Origin of the sequence: Pseudomonas sp. SIMBA_041, from assembly GCF_046535095.1 — a bacterium.
GTDB lineage: Bacteria > Pseudomonadota > Gammaproteobacteria > Pseudomonadales > Pseudomonadaceae > Aquipseudomonas > Aquipseudomonas mucoides.
The window spans coordinates 1-269 of the sequence record NZ_JAWRXJ010000340.1 but is presented as its reverse complement, the minus strand read 5'-3'; the positions used below and the strand labels follow the sequence as shown (position 1 = coordinate 269).

Below are 269 nucleotides of genomic sequence, written 5' to 3'. Positions count from 1 at the left end.
CAGCAGGTGTTCGTCCGGGGCGTGCTGCGAGCAGCCGGGGTAGGAGTGGGGAATCCACAGGGTCGGCAGCCCCAGCACGTCGGCGAAGATGTCGTTGGGCAGGGTGCCCGCCAGGTTCGGCAACAGCGCCAGGCGCTGCGCACTGCTACCTGCAATCGAGGTCTTGGCGAACCTGACCCAGGGGTTGTCCGGGTCCAGGCGGGTGGCCGGGGAGCAGCGCTCCATGACGATCTCCACCTGGCTGAAACCTTCGCGGTCCAGGTGCGCCC

1 pseudogene is annotated in these 269 nt (G+C 68.8%); it reads right to left on the bottom strand.

Annotation, left to right across the window (positions count from 1 at the left end):
* A pseudogene (locus SB725_RS31400) lies at positions 1–269 on the bottom strand (M20 peptidase family dipeptidase); the annotation flags it as partial.